Source organism: Fulvimarina uroteuthidis, assembly GCF_034321785.1.
Classification (GTDB): Bacteria; Pseudomonadota; Alphaproteobacteria; order Rhizobiales; family Rhizobiaceae; genus Fulvimarina; species Fulvimarina uroteuthidis.
This window is the reverse complement of record NZ_JAXLPB010000002.1, coordinates 898,202-919,071: the sequence shown is the minus strand read 5'-3', so window position 1 is coordinate 919,071 and position 20,870 is coordinate 898,202. Positions and strand designations below refer to the sequence as shown.

The window sequence follows — 20,870 nt, the reverse complement described above, 5'->3', positions numbered from 1 at the left end:
ATGGAAAAGTTCGTCCGCGTCACCGGCATTGCAGCGCCGATCCCGATCAACAATGTCGACACCGACATGATCACGCCGAAGCAGGTGTTGAAGGCGGTGACCCGGAAGGGTCTTGCCTGGTCGCTGTTCCAGGAGCATCGGTTCCGTCCGGACGGGTCGGAAAACCCGGACTTCGTCCTGAACAAGGAGCCCTGGCGAAACGCGACGATCATCGTCAGCCTCGAGAACTGGGGCTGCGGCTCCTCGCGCGAACACAGCCCCTGGGCGATGTACGATTTCGGCATCAGGGCCGTCGTCGCGATCTCGTTCGCCGACATTCACTACAACAACTGCTTCAAGAACGGCATCCTGCCGGTGACGCTTGCGCCGGAGGAGATCGACAGGGTGATGAGAAGCGCCGAGGCCGGCGAAGCAGTGACCGTCGACCTCGAGCGCAAGCGCGTGTCGCTTGCCGACGGCACGGCGTTCGGCTTCGAGATCGAGGACTATCGCCGCGACGCCCTCCTGCGCGGTCTCGACGAGATCGGCCAGACCCTCGATCAGGCCGGCGCCATCACCGCGTTCGAGGACCGGCAGCGCGAGATCACGCCGTGGCTCTACGACCGAACGGTGCCGGACTGAGCCGGGTGCCCGCAGGGCCGGGGGATCGAGACGCCGAGCGCGCAGGAGCGCGTGACCGGATCCCCCCGCGCCCGGCGGCACGCGCATGCGGCGCGGCGCACGGTTGCGTGGCCCCGTTCGTCCGGCTTGCCGCGGTGATGGCCGCCCTCGTCTGCACCGCCCCGCCGCTCGCATCGGCCGGGGAGACGTCCGGCGGGCCCCGCGAGCGCGTCGATGTCGCCACCGCGCCCTGGAGTGCCGTGGGGCAGGTCAACAACGCGGCCTATGGACGGTGCACCGGCGTTCTGATCGGCCCGAGAAAGGCGCTGACGGCCGCCCATTGCCTCTACAACGCCCAGACGAAGCGCTTCCTGCAGCCCGGATCGGTGCATTTCGTCCTCGGCTACGATCGCGGCGCCTATGCCTTCGCCACCACGCTGTCCGGCATCGAGATCCCCGAAGGCTACGATCCGGCAAGGCCGATCGAGACGATCGCCTACGATATCGCCGTCCTGCATCTCGGCGCCCCCGCGCCCCGGACGATCGAGCCGCTCGCCATCGCAACCGCCGAGCTTCCCCACGGCGCGCGCCTTTCGGCCGCCGGCTACGGCCGCGACCGCCTCTACGCGCTTTCGGCCGTGCGCGACTGCCGCGTCGAACGATCCGACCCGATGAACCTCGTCCTCGCCGGATGCCCGATCCTCAACGGCTATTCGGGCGGCCCGCTGATCGACGCGGCCGGCCGGCTCGTCGCCATCATCTCGGCCACGGGCCGCGAAGCGGACGGCATCGTCCTATCCGTCCGCCCGACGACGCAATTCGACTGAGACGGGTGCGTGGTTCGGGGCGCGACGAAAGACAATCGACATTCGACGAAGAGGATGGTCCAGGCCGTGATTCCCGTCGCCAGACGCCTCCCGCACGGACGCATCGGCGATCGAGATCAGTCGCAAACGGCCGTCGGGATGAATTTGATAGGCTGTCGTTGGGAAATGGTGCCGCTTGCGTGACTCGAACACGCGACCTACGCATTACGAATGCGTTGCTCTACCAACTGAGCTAAAGCGGCCCGGCCGGTGAACACCGGCAGACCGCGTCCTGATAGCGCCAAACGCGTTCGCGTTCAAGGAGCGTTGGCGGCGAATTTCGAATTCATCTCGCTTTCTTTTCGGCGCTCGGCCGTTCCCCGCGTCCGATCCCCTGCCCGGCTGCCGTCCATGGTCCGTTCGAACGGCCTCGCGCGCGCGGTGTTCGCGGATGCGAGACGAATGGATCGAAGGGTCGTGACGGAGCCGGTCTCTTCGGGTCTGATGGCCATGCTGCCATGCACACATGATCTCCCAATCCATGCAACCGCGTGCGCGCGGCTCGCGTTTGGGCTAGACCATGCCGTCCGCTCGGTCAGGTTCGTCTTCGTGCTCCGCTCCACGTCCCGATCCCCGGCCCGGACGAGGATCAATCAGGAGGGTTTCGCCATGCAGCTCAAAGACCAAGTCGCCATCGTCACCGGCGCCTCGTCCGGGATCGGCCGGGAGATCGCCCTCACCTATGCGCGCGCCGGCGCGAAAGTCGCGATCGGCGACATCGACATGAACGGTGCGAACGCGGTCGTGTCCGAGATCGAGGGCGAAGGCGGTCAGGCCATGGCCGTCGAAATGAATGTCACCGACGAGACCGCCGTCAATGCCGGGGCCGACGCGGTCGCCGACCGGTTCGGCCGGATCGACATCATGGTGTCGAACGCCGGCGTCCAGATCGTCCACCCGGTCGAGGATTTTCCGTACGATGAGTTCAGGAAGGTGGTCGACATCCATCTCGGCGGGGCGTTCCTCCTGACCAAGGCCTGCATCAAACATATGTATCCGAACAAGTCCGGCTCGCTCATCTACATGGGCTCGGTGCACAGCCACGAGGCGTCGGCGCTGAAATCGGCCTATGTCTCGGCCAAGCACGGCATACTGGGCTTGGCGCGCGTCATGGCGAAGGAAGGCGCCAAGCATGGCGTCCGCTCCAACGTCATCTGCCCGGGTTTCGTGAAGACGCCGCTCGTCGAGAAGCAGATCCCCGAACAGGCGCAAAGTCTCGGCATCCCGGAAGATGAGGTCGTCTCCCGGATCATGCTCGGCAACACGGTCGATACCGAATTCACCACGATCCGGGACGTAGCCGACGTCGCCTTGTTCCTCGCCGCATTCAAGACGAATGCGCTGACCGGACAGTCGATCACCGCCAGCCATGGCTGGCACATGGGCTGACACAAGGCGGCCCCGGCGGCGCGGGTGGCGGCCATCCTTGCCCCGGCGCGCGCCGGACTTCAGATCCCGCCTCGATCCCGGGCGCCGCGCCGCGGGCGCCGGGCCGATCGCTGCGCTCCCGCGATCGGGCGATCGGAAACGGCAGCGGTCCAAACGCCGTCGGAACGCGGGGGACAGGCGCGAAACCGGTTGACATACGGGCCGGAAACAAGCAGGGATCGCACCTTCGCCGCCGGGCAAGTCCCACCCTTGCCGGCAGACGCCAAAGACCGACACGATCCCTTCGCGTGCTGTCCACCCCCGGCTCCCCTCGAGCCGGGCATTCCTCGTTTTCCGCCGCCGGCAAGCCGGCGACGCGGGTAAGGCGTCCGGAAACGGCTCGAACGACGACATCTTTTGAAAGGCCATCACCATGGCACATCGATCCAAACAGCACGCCGGGCCGAGCCAACGGCAGCTTTCCGTGGGCGAAAAGGTACGCCACGCCCTTACCGAGGTGCTGCAGCGCGGCGAGATCCGCGACCCGGTTCTCGTCAACGCCGTCGTCTCGGTCACGGAGGTCCGCATGACGCCGGACCTCAAGATCGCGACCGCCTACGTCACGGTGCTCGGCCAAGAGGAGATCGATCCGTTCATCGAGGCGTTGAACAGAAACGCCAGGTTCATTCGCGGGCGCGTCACGCCGCAGCTCAAGCAGATGAAATACATGCCGGAAATGCGCTTTCGCCAGGACACCTCCTTCGACAATTACGCCCGGATCGACGCGCTCCTGAAGTCGCCCGAGGTTCAAAAGGACCTCAGGGACGAAGACGATGCGAACGACAAGAGCCGCGGCGGGAGGACCTACTGATGGCGCGGCGCGGCAAGAAGCCCAAGGGCCGGGCGATCAATGGCTGGGTCATTCTCGACAAGCCGAAGGGCATGGGCTCGACGGACTGCGTCGGCAAGCTGAAATGGCTCTATTTCGCGCAGAAGTGCGGCCATGCCGGAACGCTGGATCCGCTGGCCTCCGGCATGCTGCCGATCGCCTTCGGCGATGCGACCAAGACCGTGCCCTACGTCATGGACGGCCGGAAGACCTATCGCTTCACCGTGCGCTGGGGCGTGCAGACGACGACCGACGACACCGAGGGAACGCCGGTCGCGACCTCCGACCTTCGCCCCGGCGAAGACCAGATCCGCGAGTGTCTCGGACATTATGTCGGCGAGATCGAACAGGTGCCGCCCGCCTTCTCGGCGATCAAGATCGCCGGCGAGCGCGCCTATGATCTGGCGCGCAGCGGCGAGACGGTCGAGATCGAGAGCCGGATCGTGACCGTGCACAGCCTCGACATCGTCGAGACGCCGGACGCCGACACCACCGTGTTCGAGGCCGAATGCGGCAAGGGCACCTATGTGCGTGCCATCGCGCGCGACCTCGGTCGGGATCTGGGCTGCTACGGCCATATCGTCGAGCTGCGCCGCACCGCCGTCGGTGCGTTCGAGGAAGCGGACATGGTGCCGCTCGACGATCTTCTGGAAGCGGGCGAAGAGGGCCGGGAAGAGCTCGACGCCGAGGCGATCGAGGCGGGCGCGAAAGCCCGGATCATCGATTTCGAGCCGCTCGACGAATATATCATCGAACCGGAAGCGGCGCTTTCCGAGCTTTACGAAGTGATGCTTGGCGACGATCAGGCCTCTCGCGTGCTCGCCGGCAATTCCGTGCTGCTCAAGGGCCGCGACGCCCCGGCATTCTGCGACGAGGCGTTCGCCACCGGCCACGGACGGCTGATCGCGCTCGGGGCGATCGAGCAAGGCTCGTTCCACCCCAAGCGCGTCTTCGGCGGCAAGGGCTGACGGCTTCGGGCCGGCCGGCCGCGCGGCCGGCAGGACAGGTCAGCCGGTCGCTTCCGGACCCGGTCTTGGGACCGGAGCCGGGAGGGCCGCGGCCGACGCAGGTTCACTCGGCCGCGTTCCGCATCGGGAACGTCGCCACGAAGTCGCCGAAGCGCTCGCCCTGAATGGTGATGTGGTTGCGAAGCTCGGTCTCGGCCCCGTTCGTGTCGCCGGCGGCGATCGCCGCAACGATGCGCCGGTGTTCGGCGAGCGACTGCTCGACGCGCTTGGGCACGCGCAGCTGCAGCCGGCGATAGGCCTTGAGGCGCCGGTGCAGCCGGCGCGCCTCGCCAGCCAGGAACTCGTTTCCGCACAGATCGTAGATCGCCTCGTGGAAGAGGCCGTTTTCCTCGTAATAGGCATCGGGGTCCCCGGCACGGGCGGCGCGCTCGCAGGCGTGAAGCGCGGCCTTCAGGCCGGCAAGCTGGGCCTCCTCGGTCCGGCGGGCCGCAAGGCGCCCGGTCATGCCCTCGAGTTCGGCCATCACCTCGAACATCTGGACGAGTTCGCCGAGCGACACCTCGCGCACGAACGCGCCGCGATTGGGCTGGAGTTCGACGAGGCCGGTCGCCACCAGTTGATGCAACGCCTCGCGGACGGGCGTGCGCGACACGCCGAACCGTCGCCCGAGCGCCTGCTCGTCGAGCCGCTCGCCCGGCGCAAAGCCTCCGGTGAGAATCTCCTGTTCGAGAGCCTCGCGGATTTCACCCCGGCGCATCCTGGGTTTGGGTCCCGTCACGTAACGCCGTCCTTTCCTCGCTTCGCGTTGCGATATGGGGCGGTTCATGGGGTCCTGCCAACCTGACCGACTGCCCGATCCGGTTAATTGTATACGATCGATTTGACATCGCATGCAATCTTTGATGTTCTGGCATCAGCGCGCTGGGAGGCGCGACGAAAAAACGGGAGGAACACCATGATGAAGACCGCACTTCTGACGGCCGTCTGCGCGCTCGCGCTCACCGGCTCGGCCCTTGCACAGGACGTCACGCTTCGCGCCTCGCACCAGTTTCCGGGCGGCAAGGGCGACGTGCGCGACGAGATGGTCCAGATGATCGCGCGCGATATCGAAGCGGCCGATGTCGGCCTTTCCATGCAGGTCTTCCCGGGTGAATCGCTGTTCAAGGCGAGCGATCAGTGGGGCGCCGTGACCAAGGGCCAGGTGGACATCACCGCATTCCCGCTCGATTACGCCTCGGGGCGTCATCCCGAATTTTCCGCCACGCTGATGCCGGGCCTCGTCGGCAATCACGAACGCGCGGCGCGGCTCAACGATTCGCCCTTCATGGATTCGATCAAGGAGTCCATCGACAAGGCGGGCGCGATGGTGCTCGCCGATGCCTGGCTCGCCGGCGGGTTCGTGTCGTCGAAGAACTGCATCACCACGCCGGACAGCGCCAAGGGGCAGACGCTGCGCGCCGCGGGCCCTGCCTTCGAGCAGATGCTGGTCGGCGCCGGGGCTTCGATCTCCTCGATGCCCTCGTCGGAAATCTACACCGGCATGCAGCAGAACGTCCTGCAGGGCGCCAGCACCTCGTCCGGCTCGCTGGTCTCCTTCCGCATCTACGAGGTCGCCACATGCCTCACCGCGCCGGGCGAGAACGCATTGTGGTTCATGTACGAGCCCGTGATCATGTCGAAGCGGTCCTTCGAGCGCCTCAACGAGGAGCAGCAGGCCGCCCTCCTCGCGGCCGGCGAGAAGGCCGAGGCCTATTTCGCCGAGGAAGCGCCGAAGCTCGATGAGAAGCTGACCGAGGCCTATACGAAGGCCGGCGTCGAAGTGGTCGAGATGTCCAAGGAAGACTACGACGCCTGGCTCGCGGTCGCCAAGGAGACCTCCTACAAGGAATTCGCCGAGAAGGTGCCGAACGGCCAGGAGCTGATCGACGCGGCGCTCGCCGTCGAGTAGGCGATCGCTCGGCAACGGTATCGTTCGTGGGAGCCGGCCTCCGGCTCCCGCCCCTTGTCTCCTTGATGGTTCCCGACATGCGTTCCTTCATCGCTGCCGTCTCGGCGGTCTCGCGCCTTCTCGCCCTCGTGGCCGGGGTTCTCCTCGTCAGTGCGATCCTCTCGGTCACCCAGATGGTGTTCGTGCGCTACGTGCTGGTCCAGTCCACGGTCTGGCAGACCGAATATACGATCTATTCCATCGTCGCGGCCACCTTCCTCGGTGCGCCCTGGGTGCTGATCGAGCGCGGACATGTGAATGTCGATCTTCTCCAGATGTTGGTGGGCCCGCGCATGCGGCTCGTCCTCCAGATGCTGTCGGGCCTTGCCTCGATGGTCTTCGTCGGGCTTCTGGCCTATGCCGCCTGGTATCATTTCGAGGAAGCCTGGGTGGCCGGCTGGACGACAGAGACGGTCTGGGCCCTGCCCCTCTGGATTCCCGTCCTGCCGATGCTCGTCGGGATGGTCTGGCTGGTGGTCCAGTATATCGCCGAACTGATGCGGCTTTGGCTCGACGGCCCCGACACCGCCCTCGGTGCCCAGGAAGCCTTGTTCTCCGACACCGTGAAGGGAGCCTGACATGAGCCCGACCGTTTCCGGCTTCGCCATGCTCGCCGGCCTCCTCGTGCTTCTCGCCATCGGGACGCCCGTCGCCTTCTCGCTCGGCCTCGTCTCGATGGGCGCGCTGTTCTTCGTCTACGGACCGTTCTTCCTCGAGACGATCGGCGAGCAGTTCCTCGGCGGCCTTGCCTCCTTCGGCCTCGTCGCCGTGCCGATGTTCATCCTGATGGGTGCGGCCGTCGCCTCCTCGCCCGCCGGCAAGGACCTCTACGAAGCCCTCGACCGGTGGCTGAACCGCGTGCCCGGCGGGCTCGTCCTGTCCAATCTGGGCGCCTGCTCGATCTTCTCGGCCCTGTCGGGCTCCTCGCCAGCCACCTGCGCGGCGATCGGCAAGATGGGCATTCCCGAAATGCGCCAGCGCGGCTATCCGGCGGAAATCGCCGCCGGCTCCATCGCCGCCGGCGGGACGCTCGGCATCCTGATCCCGCCCTCGGTCACGATGATCGTCTATGGCATCGCCACCGAAACCTCGATCGGGCGATTGTTCCTCGCCGGCGTCGGGCCGGGCATCATGCTCACCGTCCTGTTCATGGCCTGGACCGTCTATTCCTGCAAGCGAGAGGGGCTCGGGCTCACCGAGCTCAGCCAGCGCTTCACCATGCGCGAGCGGTTCGCGGCCATGCCGCGGGTGCTGCCGTTCCTCGCGATCATCGTCGCGGTGCTCTACGTCCTTTACGGCGGCATCGCGACCCCTTCGGAAGCGGCCGGCGTCGGCGCGCTGTTCTGCCTGGTCCTGGTCGCGGTGATCTACGGCATCTTCTCCAAGAGCTGGAAATTCTCGCAGATGACGGGGATCTTCCGCGACACGCTGAAGGAGAGCGTGATGATCATGCTGATCATCGGTGCCGCGGAACTCTTCGCCTTCGCCCTGTCCTCGCTGTTCATCACCCAGTCGATCGCCGCCTACATCGCCGATCTCGACGTCAATCGCTGGGTCCTGATGGGGATCATCAACCTCTTCCTCCTCGTCGCCGGCTTCTTCCTGCCCCCGGTGGCGGTGATCCTGATGACCGCACCGATCCTCCTGCCGATCATCACCGGCGCGGGCTTCGACCCCTACTGGTTCGCCGTCATCCTGACGATCAACATGGAGATCGGCCTCATCACGCCGCCCGTCGGGCTCAACCTCTATGTCATCAACGGCATCGCGCCGGACATCTCGCTCGGGCAGATTCTCAGGGGCTCGCTCCCCTATGTCGGCTGCATGGTGTTCGGCATCGTCCTGCTCTGCCTCTTCCCCGGCATCGCGCTGTTCCTGCCCGACCTCATCATGGGTCCGAGCTGATGAGCCGCGTCTCGCTGCTGTCGGATCTGCTCGGCTCGTTCGCGCCGCGCATCTGGTTCGCCGATCGCGACGCGAACCCGGAGGTCAGCGTCGACGAGCTCGCGGCCCTGTGCCGCAAACTCGTGCGCTCGCGCGGCGAGGCGACCGGCGTGCGCATGGCCGCCGATATCCTGGCCGGCATCCGCAGCCTCGACGACCAACGGTGCGAGGCGTTCTTCCGCATCCTGGCGGACGAGTTCGCGCCCGATCCGCAGCGGCTTGCGGAAGCGGCGCATGCCTATGCGTCCGACCCGAGGGCCGGCACGCTGGCCCGGCTGCAGGACGAGGCCGAGCCGCCGCGTCAGGAGCTCTTTCGAAGGCTCAACCTCGCGCCCGGCGGCACCGCCGAACTGGTGAAGCTGCGCGAACGCCTCCTGCCCTTCGTCGAGGCCGATCGCGAGACCTTCAAGCCCGTCGACACGGATCTCAGACATCTCTTCGGCTCCTGGTTCAACCGAGGCTTTCTCGTTCTGAAGCCGATCGACTGGAACACCTCGGCCCGCATCCTGGAAAAGATCATCGAATACGAGGCCGTCCACGCCATCGACAGCTGGGAGGCGCTGCGCTCGCGGCTCGCGCCCGGCGACCGGCGGTGCTTCGCCTTCTTCCATCCCTCGATTCCCGACGATCCGCTGATCTTCGTGGAGATCGCGCTGACCCGCGAGATCCCGTCCTCGATCGCGGAGGTTCTGACCGACGCGCGGGATCATCTGAGCGGCCGGGACGCGACGACGGCGACCTTCTATTCCATCTCCAACTGCCACAAGGGCCTTGCCGGCGTCTCGTTCGGCTCCTTCCTGATCAAGCAGGTGGCGGCGGACCTCAAGGAGACGTTGCCGCAGCTCGAGACCTTCGTGACGCTGTCGCCGGTACCGGGTTTTGCCCGATGGCTCGCCGGCCTGACGCCCGAACAGAGGGACGGGCTGGAGGCGAACGAGAAGCGTGCGCTGGAGATCGTCGCCGAGGATGGCTGGACCCGGGACGACAGGGCGGCCGACCTTGCCAGACCCGGCCTGCTCTCGCTCGCCGCGCGCTATTTCCTCGTCGCAAAGCGCGGCGACGGCCAGCCGGTCGATCCGGTGGCGCGTTTCCATCTCGGCAACGGGGCGATGTTGAACCGGATGATGCATCTGGGCGACCTCTCGCCGGGCGGCCTCCGGCGCGCGCACGGGTTGATGGTCAACTATCTCTATGATCTTCCCCGTGTCGAGGAACGCCACGAAGCCTATGCGGATGCCCAGACGATCGCGGCGAGCCGACAGGTGTCGGGCCATCTGCCGTCGGGCGCCGACAGGGCGCCGAAGAAGGACAGAGCCAAGGGACAAGCAGCATGACGAATACGCTCTTTCACGGATTGACGAAGACCGGTCTCCAAGACCCCGCACGGCGCTTCGCGACGCTGACCGACGGCCGCACCTTCACCTATGGCGATCTCGACACGCGCACGGCGCAGTTCGCCCATGTCCTCGTTTCGCTCGGCGTCGAACCCGGCGACCGTGTCGCCGTCCAGGCGGACAAGTCGATCGAGGCCCTTTTCCTCTATCTCGCCACGGTGCGCGCCGGCGGGGTCTTCCTGCCGCTCAACACGGGCTATACGCCGAGCGAGATCGACTATTTCCTGAACGATGCGAGCCCGCGCGTCTTCGTCTCCTCCCCGAAGGCCCGTGACGCCATGGCGCCGATCGCGGCGCGGGCGGGCGCGCGGCTCGAAACGCTCGGCGTACAGCGCAAGGGCGAGGCGCCGGCCGGAACGATCGCCCAGATGAGCGAGGGCGCGCCCGCAACGTTCGAAACGGTCTCGCGCTCGCCCGGCGATCTCGCCGCCATCCTCTATACCTCGGGCACGACGGGCCGCTCCAAGGGCGCGATGCTCAGCCACGAGAACCTCTTGTCCAACGCGGACGTCCTTGAGGAGACGTGGGGCTTCACGAAGGACGACGTGCTTCTTCACGCGCTGCCGATCTTCCACACCCACGGCCTGTTCGTCGCCACGAACACGATCCTCGTCGCCGGCGGCTCGCTGATCTTCCTCGAAAAGTTCGATCTCGATACGGTCTTCGCCCATCTCGGCGATGCCACGACGATGATGGGCGTTCCGACCTTCTATACGCGCATGCTGGACGACGCGCGCCTGAGCCCCGAAAGCGCCGGTCACATGCGCCTGTTCACGTCCGGCTCCGCGCCGCTTCTGGCCGAGACCCACCGGGCGTTCGAACGGCGCACCGGCCAGCGCATCCTGGAGCGCTACGGCATGACCGAGACGAACATGAGCACCTCGAACCCTTATGAGGGCGAACGCCGCGCCGGCACCGTCGGCTTCCCCCTGAAGGGCACCGAGCTTCGGATCACCGACGAGCGGGGCGAACCCTTGCCGCAGGGCGAGATCGGCGCGATCGAGGTGAAGGGCCCGAACGTCTTTTCCGGCTACTGGAAGATGCCGGAAAAGACGAAGTCGGAATTTCGCAGCGACGGATTCTTCGTCACCGGCGATCTCGGCGTCATCGACGCCGACGGCTATCTCTCGATCGTCGGGCGGGACAAGGATCTCGTGATCTCGGGCGGCTACAACGTCTATCCCAAGGAGATCGAGCTTGCGATCGACGCGATCGAGGGCGTCGTCGAAAGCGCCGTCATCGGCGTTGCCCATCCCGATTTCGGCGAGGGCGTGGTGGGGGTCGTCGTCGCGGACAAGGCGCTGTCGGAAGAGGATGTGATCGCTCCGCTGAAAACATCGCTCGCCAAATACAAACAGCCAAAGCGCATTGTCTTCGTCGACGAGATTCCGCGCAACACGATGGGCAAAGTCCAGAAGAACGTGCTTCGGGAAAGCTATTCCGGGCTGTTCAAATAGGGTCTGCGGATGATGCCGCGCGGGAGACGAAGCGGCGGAGCCGCTCGTTCTCCCGGTCCCCGCCTCTGGCTCCTCGGTGCAATTCGCCACCATTCTGGATCCTCGGGGCGGGGCCTTACTCCTCCTAGGTCGCGTCTGCATTCATCTGAGCCATATTATTGCGCAAGCGAGATGAACGAAACCCATGAAGGCGGGAAGCGTCTTCTCGCAACGCAGTGCAATTCGGCGGAAGCGCTTGAGCCGGTTGAAGATACATTCGACCTGATGGCGCTCCTTATAGAGAGCCCAATCGATTGCAGGGGTCCGCCTGCGCGTCGGGTTCGCCTTGATCTGGGCCGTGGCGTCGAGATCACCGACGATGAAGGCGCGCAGGGCATTACTGTCATAAGCGGCGTCGGCGATGACATGACCGACGCCCGACATGCCTTCCAGAAGGCCTTTTGCCTGAGGACAGTCACCATGATGACCGGGCGTCGGATGGATGCGAAGCGGCAGGCCGATCGCGTCGACGGCCGCATGCAGCTTAGTGGTCAGGCCGCCGCGCGAGCGTCCGATAGCGGCAGCTTGAGCCCCCTTTTTGCCCCGCTCGCATCGGCGTGGACCTTCGAGATGGTGCTGTCGACGAGGACGTATTCGAAATCGGGATCCTCGGCCAAGCTCTCAAACAGGCGTTGCCAGACGCCGGCGAGAGACCAGCGCCGGAACCTGGCATGAACACCGGTCCACTTGCCAAATTGAGGCGGCAGATCGCGCCAACGCGCTGCATTACAGGCCATCCACAGGATGGCATCGACGAACAGTCGGTTGTCGACACCGCTGCGACCGGGATCACTTTGTTTGCCAGGAAGCAGGCCTTCGATGCGCGCCCACTGTCGATCGGTAAGGGTTCGTCTGCTCAAGATCGTTCTCCGTTTGCGATCTTGAATCAAATTCAGACCCAGAACGGAATCTCTTGAATGCAGACGCGACCTAGTGACCATATTGATTGATTTTCGGGCTCTCACAGACGGAGAGCCTCGCCATGATCCTGAACACGGTCGCCGAGAAGCTGAAGCGGCAGTCGAGGGACGACTTCAAGGGCCGGCAGTTCGAGGCCTGGCTGATCGTGCAGGCGGTGACCCGGTATCTGCGCCATCCGCTGAGCGACCGGGATCTGGAGGAGATGTTCGCCGAGCGGGGCTTTTTTGGCCGAAGCCCAAAGTTGCGACAAGCCCGCTTTGCGGAGGGGGCCCACATGCCGTTGCCCTGCTTGCCGGTGACCCGCGCCACGAAGTTTGTGGCGGAGGCTTCATCAAGCCGTCATCATCCTCGCGTTAGCGACCGGTTCATTCTCGAACACGAGCGACATTCCAAGGGGATCCTCATGCAATCGCCAACTTCATGTTTGAGCCCGGCCGCCCTGTTGGCGGCGGCGGTCCTGTCCATCGGCGTCTTCGGCGGTTCCGCAACCGCGCAGGACAGCAAGCTCGTCCTTTACACGAGCCAGCCCAACCAGGACGCACAACAAACGGTGGACGCGTTCGAGAAGGCCCATCCGGGCATCGCGGTCGAATGGGTGCGCGACGGTACCACGAAGATGATGGCCAAGCTCCAGGCCGAATTCGCGGCCGGCAATCCGCAGCCCGATGTTCTCCTCATCGCCGACAGCGTGACCATGGAGGGGCTCAAGCGCGACAACCGGCTGATGGCTTACGGGGACGCTGATACGAGCGGCTTCGACGAAAGCCTCTATGACGCCGACAAGACCTATTTCTCGACCAAGCTGATCACCACGGGTCTCGTCAACAACACCCGCGCCGCCATGACCCCCACCTCGTGGCACGATCTGACGAGCCCGGACGCGAAGGGCCAGGTCACCATGCCGAGCCCGCTGACCTCGGGCGCCGCCCTCGTCCATCTGGCAACCCTTACCCAGAATCCGGATTTCGGCTGGGACTATTACGAAAAGCTGGCAAAGAACGAAGCCTTGGCCTCCGGCGGCAATGGCGGCGTCCTGAAATCGGTTGCCGGCGGCGAGAAGGCTTATGGCGTCATCGTCGACTTCCTGCCGATCCGCGAGGCGCAAAAGGGCGCTCCGGTGAACTTCACCTTCCCTGAAGAGGGCGTGTCGGCGGTGACCGAGCCTGTCGCGATCCTTTCCGGCGCGAAGAATCCGGATGCGGCAAAGGCGTTCGTCGATTTCCTCCTCAGCGAAGAGGGTCAGACGCTTGCATCGAGCCAGGGCTATCTGCCCGCCCGCGACGGCATCGCGGCGCCGGAAGGGTTCCCGCAGCGTGACGAGATCAAGCTGATGGCCTTCGACCCGGCCAAGGCGCTGGCGGACGAAGAGGCGAACAAGAAGCGCTTCTCCGAACTGTTCGGAGGCTGATCACCCGCTTGTTCCGATCTGCTTCCTTGCCCGGCGAGCGGCTCGCGCTTGCCGGGCTTGCCTGTTTCGTCTTCTGTTTGTCGCTGGTGCCCGTCCTGCGCCTCGCTTGGGAGGCTGTCGCGCCCGGCGGGGTGCCGAATCTCACGCTTGCTTGGGATGTCCTCACCGCGCCCGCGACGCTGACCGCCACCTGGCACTCGCTGGTCACGGCCTTTTTCGGCACCATTCTGTCGCTGATCCTGGGCACGGCGCTCGCGCTGCTCGTCGCCCTCACCGACATGGGCCGCAAGGCGATCATCGTCTTCCTGTTCCTTCTGCCGCTGATGATCCCGCCGCAGGTCACAGCGCTCGCCTGGGCGCAGCTCTTCGGCCCATCCTCTCCGCTTCTCGTCACGCTGGGCCTTGCCCCGCCCATCGGCAGTCCCAATCCGATCTACAGCCCCGAGGGCATCATCCTGCTGCTCGGGCCTGCGGCGCCGGTCCGGTGCGCACCCTGTTCGGAATCGCGCTGCCCGTCGTCATGCCCTCCCTCATCGCCGGCGGGGCGCTGGCCTTCGTTTCGGCGATCGGCAATTTCGGTATTCCGGCGCTGATCGGGATTCCCGCCGGCTACACGGTCCTGCCGACCCTGATCTACCAGAAGCTGGCAAGCTTCGGTCCGTCGATCATTTCCGAAGTCGCCGTTCTGTCGGTCCTCGTGGGGCTTCTCGCCTTTGGCGGTTTCGGCGTCCAGCGGCTGGTGCTGGGGCGCCGCGACTATCGCACCCTCGGCGGCACCGGCGCGCCGCTGGCCGTGTCCCTCGGGCCCTGGCGCGGCGCCTTCGAAGCCGCCGCCTGGGCCGTCCTTACGCTGATCCTCATCCTGCCGCTGCTTGCGCTCCTTGCGACCTCGCTGGTCAGTGCCTATGGCGTGCCCCTTGGCCCCGGGACGGCAACGCTTTCGAACTATGCGGAAGTGCTCTTTCGCCAGGATGCGACGGTGCGGGCGTTCCGCAACTCGACCTTCCTCGCCTTGACAGCGGCGCTCGTCCTGATGATCGTCGCCGTGCCCTTCGCAGCCTTCGTCGTGTGGCGGCGTTCGCGCCTGCTCTCGCTTTTGTCCGGTCTTGCCGAGATTCCCTACGCCCTGCCGGGGATCGTGCTCGGGATCTCGGCGATCCTTCTTTTCCTGAAGCCTTTGCCGGTTCTGGGCTTCAGCCTCTACAACACGATCTGGATCATCCTCGTCGCCTATCTGGCGCGCTTCCTCACCCTGTCCCTACGACCGGTGATCGCCGGGGTGGAGCAGGCCGATCCGGCCCTCGACGAAGCCGCCCGCATGACCGGGGCATCCTATCTTTTTCGCCTCAGAACCATCCTCTTCCCAATTCTCGCCCCCAGCGCGGCGGCCGGGGCGATCTTGACCTTCATGACCGCCTTCAACGAGTTGACCGTCTCGGCGCTTCTCTGGTCATCGGGCAATGAAACCCTCGGCGTCGTGGTGTTCAATCTGGACGATGGCGGCTACACGGTGCTCGCCTCGGCGGTCGCAATGGTGACGGTCGTCGTCATCGTCGCGATCATGGGGCTGACGGCGGCGCTGGCGCGGTTTCTGCCGAAGGGCGTCCTGCCCTGGCTTTGATCTTCATTCATTTGGCAAACGGCTCACCGGCGGTCGCTATCGCTTACCCGACGAGCCAGCCATCGGTGATCGAGACCGCCATGCGTTCGCCGTGAGCCAGGCTCACGCTCGAATGAACCTCGACCGCGTCGCCTTCGCCCGCGACGGCCCCGCCGCGGGAAGCGGCCAAGTCCAGCGAGACGACGAAATGGCCGCCCCGAAAGACCGATCGGCGCACCTGGCCGACGACGGGTCCAGCCTCGTCCGGCATGAAATCACCTCCACGAAGGCTGAGCCGCGCAGGTCCCGGCTGTCGACCGGGCCGGCCCCGGACGAGGGCATGCGCACCAAGCGCTTCCACCCGGTAACGATCGTCCCCCACGGCTTCCAGGATCGTGGCGTCGACGACGCGGCTGTCGCCGATGAAGCGGGCGACGGATTCGGTTGCGGGGCGGGCGTAGAGCGCCGTCGGAGCGTCGACCTGCCGGATCCGTCCGCCTTCCATGACCGCGATGCGGTCGGCCAGCGCCATGGCCTCGGCCTGGTCATGGGTGACATAGACCATGGTCGCACCGGTCTTCTCGTGGAATTGCCGGAAGGTCTCCTCCATCGAGGCCCGCAGGGCCACATCGAGATTGGCGAGCGGCTCGTCCAGCAGCACGATGCGCGGCTCCATCACCAGACAGCGGGCGAGGGCGACGCGCTGGCGCTGGCCGCCGGAGAGGTCCGCCGGGCGCCTGTCGGCCTGCTGCTCCAGGCCGACAACCGACAGGGCCTGCTTGACCGCCGCATCCCGATCGGCCCGCGAAACACCCCTGACGCGCAAGGGGTAGCCGACATTCTCGCCGACGTTCAGATGCGGCCACAAAGCATAGGACTGGAAGACGATGGCGATGTTGCGCTTTTCCGGGGGTACATGGCGGCCAGGATCCGAGAACAGCTCGCCATCGGCCTCGATCGCTCCCTCGCTCAAACGCTCGAAACCTGCAACGAGCCGCAGAAGCGTCGTCTTTCCGCAGCCCGACGGGCCAAGCAGGGCGACGAATTCTCCCTGTTTCACATCGAGCGACACGTCGTTCACCACCGGCGTGTCGTCGAAGCGTTTGACGACGGATCGAAGGCGCAAGCCGCTCATGAGGGTCCTGTCCGGTTTGGCGTTGATCGATGTTCCATGCCCGATCCCGAACGCCGAGATCAAGGGGCCTTGGTTGCGGTGTGAAGGCAGCGCTGCAACAACCGAACTGCCGGCCGATCCTTCCTCGTCAATGGCTGTTGAGCCGCAGACCGGCGATGGACCAGACGGGAAGCCCCTGGGTTGAACGGCACGCCCGTCGTGCTTTGCGGCTTGCATTCCCCCCCCCCCCCGAGATCGCGAAGCTTCGCCGCAGGCGGAGCCACGCGATGTCGCACCACGTCGTCTCGAAATCGCAAGCCACGCCGACCAAGGAGCGGGCCGCAGAGCGGGACCTATCCGCGATCTTTGCCGCCTTGCGCACGGACCTGATCCTGCCGAGGCGGACGCGACGGGCCTCGGTTGAGGGTCCGTCGGTCGGCGCAACGAAAACTGCGGGGGCAAAGGGTTTGCTGTCGTGTCGCGGCGCGGGCGCCTCGCGGGGGGGAACCGGAACGGCACCGGACGCGTCGCCCTTCGTCTCCGTCATTTGCACCGATCGACGCGCAAACATGGCAGAGCGGGGCCGGCTCGGATATGAGGAGTGCCCGGTGCCCCACGCATCCGTTCGGCACACGAGAAGGGTGGAGGATCCGAGGCGCGACGGCACGACCGGGAAGAAGAAAGATCTGTTAAGATCTAGATGGACGTCCCGCGATCCGGCCGTTCGTTCCCGTTTTCGGCACCGCGCTTCCCAGCGGCAGGGTTTTATCGACATGGTATCGATGTTCACCAAGACGAGCGTAGAGCCCCTGGTCGGCGCCGCCATCGGCATGGGCATGACGGCGGAGGCGGCCGAACGCGGCGGTGCCGACTTCCTGCTGGCCCTGAATGCGGGGCGCTACCGCGTGATGGGAGCGCCTTCCATTGCCGCGATGCTGCCGCTCGATCATGCCAACAGCTTCACGGACCGTTTCGCGCGCCGGGAAATACTCGACAAGGTCTCCGTCCCCGTCTTCTTCGGCGCCTCGGCGTTTGATCCAGCCCTCGACCTGGAACGCTTCGTCGCCGAAATCGCCGCGACCGGCTATCACGGCATCGCCAATTTTCCGACCAGCATTCACTATGGTGGCAGGTTCCGCCACGCGCTCGAAGAGGCGGGGCTCGGCTATTCGCGGGAGGTGGAGCTCCTCCGGCTCGCGCGCGGAGCAGGTCTCGCCACCTTCGGCTACGCCAAGACCCGCCGCGAGATCCAGTCGGTGCTCGAAGCCGAGGTCGACATCCTGTGCCTGAACTTCGGGTGGAACGCGGGGGGCATGCGCACGGTCGCCCAGGCCTTCACCCTCGACGAGGCCGCCGATCGCGCGCAGCGGATCTTCAGCAGCGTGCGCCAGACGAGGCCGCAGACCATCTGCGTGGTCGAAGGCGGCCCGATCGTCAATCCGGAAGACATGTATCGTGTCTGTCGTGGCGCCAAGGCAGACGGCTATGTCGGCGGCTCGACGCTCGACCGCATGCCGCTCGAAGATTCGGTGATGCAGAAGACCTCGGCCTTCAAGGCGTTCGGTGTCCTGCAACAGGCCGATGCGGCGCAGTCGCGCGAGACCATGCGGGCCGCAAGGCTTGCCGGCATCACAGGGCAGTCGGCTGCCGTCGCGCGCCTGCTGGACCAGCTGGTCCGGCTCTCGGCCACCAGCCTGCCGGTGCTCGTCGTCGGACAAAGGGGCCTGGGAAGGACGATGCTGGCCCGCAGCCTGCACGCGCTGGGCGGCAAGCGGGGCCCGCTGAAGGTCCTGAACGCCGCCGACCGCGACGTCCCGCACGAGGAGCTCCTGTTCGGAGCCGAGCCCGATTTCGGCCGGGTGCGCCGCCGCGGCGCGCTCGATGCGCGCGACGGCACCGTCATCGTCGAGAATGCCGGCGAACTCAGCGAAGCGGGGCAGCTGCACCTTCTGGCATGGCTGGAGCGCGGCACGATCGAGCCCGTCGGCGGAACGCGCAGCTACAGCCCGCAAGGCCGGCTCGTGCTGATCGCCACGGATACGGACCTTGCGGACCAGCGTCTGGCCGGCGCGCTGGTACAGCGCCTGCGATCCGGCCGCATCGACGTCCAGCCCCTGCGCGATCGCCCCGAGGACATTCCCGCCCATGCGCGGCTCTATCTGGAGGCGATCGGCGAGGCACGCCAGATGGGGGCGCTGGACATCTCCGCGGATGGCTACCGGGTGCTTTTCGCCCACGACTGGAAGGAGAACACGCGCGAACTGCGGCGCGTGGTGGAGCAGGCCGCCGTCCTGTGCGGCGGCGGGTCCATCGGCTCCGACATCCTGCGCACCATCATCGGCTCGTCCAACGCCAGCGGCGGTACAGGCGAGCCTCTGGCCGAGAAGGACTGAATACCGGCAAGGCGGCGATCGACGTACATTCCGCAGAGCAGCGGCTGGTCGAAACCAGTCTGAAATTTGTTGGCGACGAGAAGGAGGTGATATTCGGAGAGCTTGAAGGCTTTCGCAGCCAGAGCATCGCCTCGAACCCCTTGATCGTGCGCCGGGCTGTGTTGAACGAGCGAAAGCCGCCGAGCCGCCTTCGACGGGAGCAGATGCGGCGCCGAAGGCGAAGTCATCGAAGCGGCGGCGATCGCGTCTCGCCCGGTTCGAGATTGAACTGTCTGGCGGTCGCATCGTTCGCGCCGACGCGGATAGCGCATCCCTCTGTTGGCGCGATAAGCTACCATTACAATCTGGGACTGAACACCTAATGTTCCGAGGCCGTGGAGGAGACCGTCACATCATCAGGCCCGGATTCTTCGAGATCTTCGGCTTCTCAACGTGAGAATGATCAGTCGTTCACGACTTCTGCATCCAAGGGTGGCAATCGTGCTTCGACAGGAGAGGATTTCACGATCGACGTGTTGGTCGTTGCAAATTGGGATACCTTGGAGAGTATTACATCGAGGTCGCCGATATCCTTCAGATGAAGCCGGCAAAAAAATGCGTCTTGGCCGGTGACCTTGTCGCATTGGGTCACCTCGGGGAGCTTGGCGATCAGTGCTTCGACCCGATTGAGTTCGCCGGGAAGCGGACTGATCCTGACGATTGCCGTAATCGGGTAGCCAAGACTTTTGGGGTCTGCTGCGATTGTGAAGCGAAGAGCGCCAGTTTCCATAAGGCGTTTGATCCGCTCGGCGATGCTTGGTTGGGACAGGCCAACCAGTTGGCTAAGAGCCTTGGCCGTCATCCGCCCATCCCGATGCAAAGCCCTGATTATCTTTCGGTCGAGTCGATCCATATCTTCTTTTATAACCTTATAGGCTTCCGAAGCCTTGTTAAAGTAGGTGATCCGTCCGATTTCCTTATTTCCACTATTCATCAGATTTCGCTCGCCTCGTAAATTCACGCGTGGCGTTAGAGGCGGAAGGTGACGATGAACCGAGGCACTTGGGAAATGATCGCTGCCATGGCGATCTGTGGCACAATTGGGCTGACGGTCCTGCTATCCGGGCAATCACAAATCGACGCGATCTTCTATCGCTGTCTGTTTGGTGCAGCGGTGTTGACCGGCGTGGTGGTGTGGAAGGGGTATCTGCGCAGCCATCTGACAGGCAGCGTCATGCTCTTTGCTGCGCTGGGCGGCATGGCGCTGCTGGCGAACTGGTATTTTCTGTTCTCGTCATACCGGAACACGTCGGTGGGGATTGCGACGACTGTTTATAACACACAACCACTGATGATGATCGCGTTCGGCGTGTTCCTTTTCAAGGAGAAGGTGACTGGAAGCGTTCTTTGCTGGGCTGGTGTGTCACTTGTTGGCCTCTTGTTCATTTCCAAGGCGCTTGCGGGCGGCGACTTCGAATTGACCTCAAGCTATATTCTCGGCATCATCGAAGCGCTTTTGGCAGCATTTCTTTATGCGATCGCCGCCATCATAGCCCGCAAACTCAAATCGACACCGCCTGCTTTGATCGCCTTCGTCCAGTTGATCATTGGCACAATGGTGTTGTTTCCCTTTGCCGATCTGGCGGTGATCACAAGTCCTCGCTTCGATAGTGCGACGATCGCGATGGTTCTGCTTGGCGTTGTTCATACAGGTCTGATGTATGTTCTGCTTTACGGCGCCATCCAGAAGATCGAAGCCTGGCGGGTCGCATCCATCTCCTTTCTCTATCCGGCCATCGCGATCGTTCTCGATGCCGCGTTCCTTCACGTCCAGCTTGGCGCGAGCCAATGGGCCGGCATCCTCCTGGTTCTCACCGGGGCCGCCGGGATCAATTTGAGGTGGACGTTCACTGTCCCGACAATCCATTATCGCAGGAGCTAGC

General features: G+C 65.0%; 19 protein-coding genes, 1 tRNA gene and 2 pseudogenes. 16 read left to right on the top strand and 6 right to left on the bottom strand.

What is annotated here, in order from left to right:
- Both leuD and U0C82_RS09065 read left to right on the top strand, forming a co-directional pair.
- Positions 1–621 (top strand): 3-isopropylmalate dehydratase small subunit, encoded by a 621-nt coding sequence (leuD, locus tag U0C82_RS09070; protein WP_322186741.1) that lies wholly within the window; start codon positions 1–3, stop codon positions 619–621.
- 107 nt (positions 622–728) lie between these two features.
- Positions 729–1,427 (top strand): trypsin-like serine peptidase, encoded by a 699-nt coding sequence (locus tag U0C82_RS09065; protein WP_322186740.1) that lies wholly within the window; start codon positions 729–731, stop codon positions 1,425–1,427.
- Between the two features lie 166 nt (positions 1,428–1,593).
- Here the strand turns inward: U0C82_RS09065 and U0C82_RS09060 are convergent.
- Positions 1,594–1,669: transfer RNA gene (locus U0C82_RS09060), tRNA-Thr, on the bottom strand.
- 406 nt (positions 1,670–2,075) lie between these two features.
- On the opposite strand from U0C82_RS09060, the gene U0C82_RS09055 reads away from it, so the two are divergent.
- The 3 genes from U0C82_RS09055 (at position 2,076) to truB (ending at position 4,691) form a co-directional block, all read left to right on the top strand.
- Positions 2,076–2,855: a 3-hydroxybutyrate dehydrogenase gene (locus tag U0C82_RS09055; protein ID WP_322186739.1), complete on the top strand. Its 780-nt coding sequence runs from the start codon at positions 2,076–2,078 to the stop codon at positions 2,853–2,855.
- Between the two features lie 412 nt (positions 2,856–3,267).
- Entirely contained in the window at positions 3,268–3,705 is a 438-nt protein-coding gene (gene rbfA / locus U0C82_RS09050) for a 30S ribosome-binding factor RbfA (RefSeq protein WP_322186738.1), read from the top strand.
- The gene (gene truB / locus U0C82_RS09045; protein ID WP_322186737.1) at positions 3,705–4,691 is read left to right on the top strand and encodes a tRNA pseudouridine(55) synthase TruB; all 987 of its coding nucleotides are present in this window, start codon (positions 3,705–3,707) and stop codon (positions 4,689–4,691) included. Before rbfA ends, truB begins: the two co-directional genes overlap by 1 nt.
- A 103-nt stretch (positions 4,692–4,794) precedes the next feature.
- On the opposite strand, the gene U0C82_RS09040 is transcribed toward truB, so the two are convergent.
- Positions 4,795–5,448, bottom strand: a complete 654-nt coding sequence (locus tag U0C82_RS09040) for a GntR family transcriptional regulator (RefSeq protein ID WP_416186653.1) — start codon at positions 5,446–5,448, stop codon at positions 4,795–4,797.
- 201 nt (positions 5,449–5,649) lie between these two features.
- On the opposite strand from U0C82_RS09040, the gene dctP reads away from it, so the two are divergent.
- From dctP to U0C82_RS09015, 5 genes are all read left to right on the top strand, one after another.
- Positions 5,650–6,639, top strand: coding sequence for a TRAP transporter substrate-binding protein DctP (dctP, locus tag U0C82_RS09035; protein WP_322186889.1), 990 nt, complete (start codon positions 5,650–5,652; stop codon positions 6,637–6,639).
- A 77-nt stretch (positions 6,640–6,716) separates the two neighbouring features.
- Positions 6,717–7,256: a TRAP transporter small permease subunit gene (locus U0C82_RS09030; protein WP_322186735.1), complete on the top strand. Its 540-nt coding sequence runs from the start codon at positions 6,717–6,719 to the stop codon at positions 7,254–7,256.
- A 1-nt stretch (position 7,257) separates the two neighbouring features.
- Entirely contained in the window at positions 7,258–8,583 is a 1,326-nt protein-coding gene (locus tag U0C82_RS09025) for a TRAP transporter large permease (RefSeq protein ID WP_322186734.1), read from the top strand.
- Positions 8,583–9,956, top strand: a complete 1,374-nt coding sequence (locus U0C82_RS09020) for a malonyl-CoA decarboxylase (RefSeq protein ID WP_322186733.1) — start codon at positions 8,583–8,585, stop codon at positions 9,954–9,956. The genes U0C82_RS09025 and U0C82_RS09020 overlap by 1 nt, the downstream gene beginning before the upstream one ends.
- On the top strand, positions 9,953–11,473 hold the full coding sequence (locus U0C82_RS09015) for a malonate--CoA ligase (RefSeq protein ID WP_322186732.1): 1,521 nt from the start codon (positions 9,953–9,955) through the stop codon (positions 11,471–11,473). Before U0C82_RS09020 ends, U0C82_RS09015 begins: the two co-directional genes overlap by 4 nt.
- A gap of 141 nt (positions 11,474–11,614) precedes the next feature.
- Here the strand turns inward: U0C82_RS09015 and U0C82_RS09010 are convergent.
- Positions 11,615–12,372 (bottom strand): IS5 family transposase gene (locus U0C82_RS09010; RefSeq protein WP_322186731.1). Its coding sequence is split into 2 segments (ribosomal slippage): positions 11,615–12,048 and positions 12,048–12,372, totalling 759 coding nucleotides; the frame shifts between segments, so codons are not numbered across the junction.
- 122 nt (positions 12,373–12,494) lie between these two features.
- Between U0C82_RS09010 and U0C82_RS09005 the strand changes: the two are divergent.
- The 4 genes and pseudogenes from U0C82_RS09005 to U0C82_RS08990 form a co-directional block, all read left to right on the top strand.
- Positions 12,495–12,656 (top strand): annotated as a pseudogene (locus U0C82_RS09005) (IS6 family transposase); the annotation flags it as partial.
- A 180-nt stretch (positions 12,657–12,836) separates the two neighbouring features.
- Positions 12,837–13,841 carry an ABC transporter substrate-binding protein gene (locus U0C82_RS09000; RefSeq protein ID WP_322186888.1) on the top strand — a complete coding sequence of 335 codons (1,005 nt, stop codon included), beginning with the start codon at positions 12,837–12,839 and terminating at the stop codon, positions 13,839–13,841.
- Between the two features lie 26 nt (positions 13,842–13,867).
- Positions 13,868–14,434 carry an ABC transporter permease family protein gene (locus tag U0C82_RS08995; protein ID WP_322186730.1) on the top strand — a complete coding sequence of 189 codons (567 nt, stop codon included), beginning with the start codon at positions 13,868–13,870 and terminating at the stop codon, positions 14,432–14,434.
- Positions 14,326–15,462: an ABC transporter permease gene (locus tag U0C82_RS08990; protein ID WP_322186729.1), complete on the top strand. Its 1,137-nt coding sequence runs from the start codon at positions 14,326–14,328 to the stop codon at positions 15,460–15,462. Before U0C82_RS08995 ends, U0C82_RS08990 begins: the two co-directional genes overlap by 109 nt.
- Before the next feature lie 43 nt (positions 15,463–15,505).
- On the opposite strand, the gene U0C82_RS08985 is transcribed toward U0C82_RS08990, so the two are convergent.
- Complete coding sequence (locus U0C82_RS08985) at positions 15,506–16,576, bottom strand: ABC transporter ATP-binding protein (RefSeq protein ID WP_322186728.1); 1,071 nt, start codon at positions 16,574–16,576, stop codon at positions 15,506–15,508.
- 752 nt (positions 16,577–17,328) lie between these two features.
- On the opposite strand from U0C82_RS08985, the gene U0C82_RS08980 reads away from it, so the two are divergent.
- A complete protein-coding gene (locus tag U0C82_RS08980) occupies positions 17,329–18,948 on the top strand; it encodes a phosphoenolpyruvate hydrolase family protein (protein WP_322186727.1) in 1,620 nt (539 codons plus the stop codon).
- A gap of 109 nt (positions 18,949–19,057) precedes the next feature.
- On the opposite strand, the pseudogene U0C82_RS08975 reads toward U0C82_RS08980, so the two are convergent.
- Positions 19,058–19,135, bottom strand: a pseudogene (locus U0C82_RS08975) (IS6 family transposase); the annotation flags it as partial.
- A 255-nt stretch (positions 19,136–19,390) separates the two neighbouring features.
- Entirely contained in the window at positions 19,391–19,921 is a 531-nt protein-coding gene (locus tag U0C82_RS08970) for an Lrp/AsnC family transcriptional regulator (RefSeq protein ID WP_322186726.1), read from the bottom strand.
- 54 nt (positions 19,922–19,975) lie between these two features.
- Between U0C82_RS08970 and U0C82_RS08965 the strand changes: the two genes are divergently transcribed.
- Positions 19,976–20,869, top strand: a complete 894-nt coding sequence (locus tag U0C82_RS08965) for a DMT family transporter (RefSeq protein ID WP_322186725.1) — start codon at positions 19,976–19,978, stop codon at positions 20,867–20,869.
- Position 20,870 lies beyond the last annotated feature (1 nt).

What these genes read in the sequence shown, in the direction of transcription:
- leuD (WP_322186741.1), top strand. Translation starts at nt 1, where the DNA reads ATGGAAAAGTTCGTCCGCGTCACCGGCATTGCAGCGCCGATCCCGATC.
- U0C82_RS09055 (WP_322186739.1), top strand. Translation starts at nt 2,076, where the DNA reads ATGCAGCTCAAAGACCAAGTCGCCATCGTCACCGGCGCCTCGTCCGGG.
- rbfA (WP_322186738.1), top strand. Translation starts at nt 3,268, where the DNA reads ATGGCACATCGATCCAAACAGCACGCCGGGCCGAGCCAACGGCAGCTT.
- truB (WP_322186737.1), top strand. Translation starts at nt 3,705, where the DNA reads ATGGCGCGGCGCGGCAAGAAGCCCAAGGGCCGGGCGATCAATGGCTGG.
- U0C82_RS09040 (WP_416186653.1), bottom strand. Translation starts at nt 5,448, where the DNA reads ATGCGCCGGGGTGAAATCCGCGAGGCTCTCGAACAGGAGATTCTCACC.
- dctP (WP_322186889.1), top strand. Translation starts at nt 5,650, where the DNA reads ATGAAGACCGCACTTCTGACGGCCGTCTGCGCGCTCGCGCTCACCGGC.
- U0C82_RS09030 (WP_322186735.1), top strand. Translation starts at nt 6,717, where the DNA reads ATGCGTTCCTTCATCGCTGCCGTCTCGGCGGTCTCGCGCCTTCTCGCC.
- U0C82_RS09025 (WP_322186734.1), top strand. Translation starts at nt 7,258, where the DNA reads ATGAGCCCGACCGTTTCCGGCTTCGCCATGCTCGCCGGCCTCCTCGTG.
- U0C82_RS09020 (WP_322186733.1), top strand. Translation starts at nt 8,583, where the DNA reads ATGAGCCGCGTCTCGCTGCTGTCGGATCTGCTCGGCTCGTTCGCGCCG.
- U0C82_RS09015 (WP_322186732.1), top strand. Translation starts at nt 9,953, where the DNA reads ATGACGAATACGCTCTTTCACGGATTGACGAAGACCGGTCTCCAAGAC.
- U0C82_RS09000 (WP_322186888.1), top strand. Translation starts at nt 12,837, where the DNA reads ATGCAATCGCCAACTTCATGTTTGAGCCCGGCCGCCCTGTTGGCGGCG.
- U0C82_RS08985 (WP_322186728.1), bottom strand. Translation starts at nt 16,576, where the DNA reads ATGAGCGGCTTGCGCCTTCGATCCGTCGTCAAACGCTTCGACGACACG.
- U0C82_RS08980 (WP_322186727.1), top strand. Translation starts at nt 17,329, where the DNA reads ATGGTATCGATGTTCACCAAGACGAGCGTAGAGCCCCTGGTCGGCGCC.
- U0C82_RS08970 (WP_322186726.1), bottom strand. Translation starts at nt 19,921, where the DNA reads ATGAATAGTGGAAATAAGGAAATCGGACGGATCACCTACTTTAACAAG.
- U0C82_RS08965 (WP_322186725.1), top strand. Translation starts at nt 19,976, where the DNA reads ATGAACCGAGGCACTTGGGAAATGATCGCTGCCATGGCGATCTGTGGC.